Annotated in this window: 1 pseudogene; it reads right to left on the bottom strand. The window is 35.6% G+C overall.

What is annotated here, in order from left to right:
- A pseudogene (locus JX304_RS06130) lies at positions 1–843 on the bottom strand (IS3 family transposase); the annotation flags it as partial.
- Positions 844–898: the final 55 nt, after the last annotated feature.

Here is an 898-nt window from a genome sequence, read left to right as displayed (position 1 = left end):
ACTGGCGTTGAATAAGGTTATCTGCTTTCTTGCCAACTTCTCCTTGGTATGAAGAATACTTGCGTTTACGACGAATTCGGGCACTTAAACCAAGGATCTTCATCAGACGTTGGACTTTCTTATGGTTCACTACAAAACCACGATTCCTCAATTCTAGAGTCATTCGGCGATAACCATAATTTCCTTTGTGCTCAGTAAAAATAGCTTGAATTTCATCTTTAATATCATGATTTTTATCGCTTTTATCTAACTGCTTTAGCTGGTAATAATAGGTTGAACGTGCTAGCTTAATAATCTTTAGAAGAATCTCTAAGGCAAACTCTGTTACCAATCCTCGGACAATTTCTGTTTTTCTTCTTGCTCCTTTTCGTCCCTCAATCGGAGTTCTCTCAACTTTTTTAGAATAGCATTCTCCGCTCTCAGGTACTCATTTTCTGCTTGAAGACGTTCTAACTCTGTCATCTCTTCGGGTTTCTTCTTTGGTTTACGTCCCATTTTAGATGGTCTCCCTCTTGTTTTCTCAACAATAGTATACCCGTTTTTCTTATATTGTGCTATCCAATTAGGCAACATTCCAACACTTGGAAGAGCATAATCTAGAGACACCCTTATTTGAGAACGACCTTCAAGTAGAACTTTATCAATAATCTCTTGTTTTAGTTCAGGTGAATAGTAACAATTCTTTCCTTTTTTGACGATTTCTATTCCATAACGATCAATCAATTTAATCATGTACTGAAGATTGGGAATTGTTATCCCAAATATATTTGAAATCTCTTTGAAGGTTCGCCCTTGTTTTCTAAGTTCATAGATCTGAACTTTATCTTTATAAGTTAATTTCATAATAAAAACACCCCAAAAGTTAGATTTTTCTGTCTAACTTTTGGGGTGCAGTTCA

The sequence above is a fragment of the Streptococcus parasanguinis genome (genome assembly GCF_901875555.1).
Taxonomy (GTDB): domain Bacteria; phylum Bacillota; class Bacilli; order Lactobacillales; family Streptococcaceae; genus Streptococcus; species Streptococcus parasanguinis_H.
Note: the sequence above shows the minus strand (reverse complement) of the source record. Positions and strands in the feature narration are given on the sequence as shown.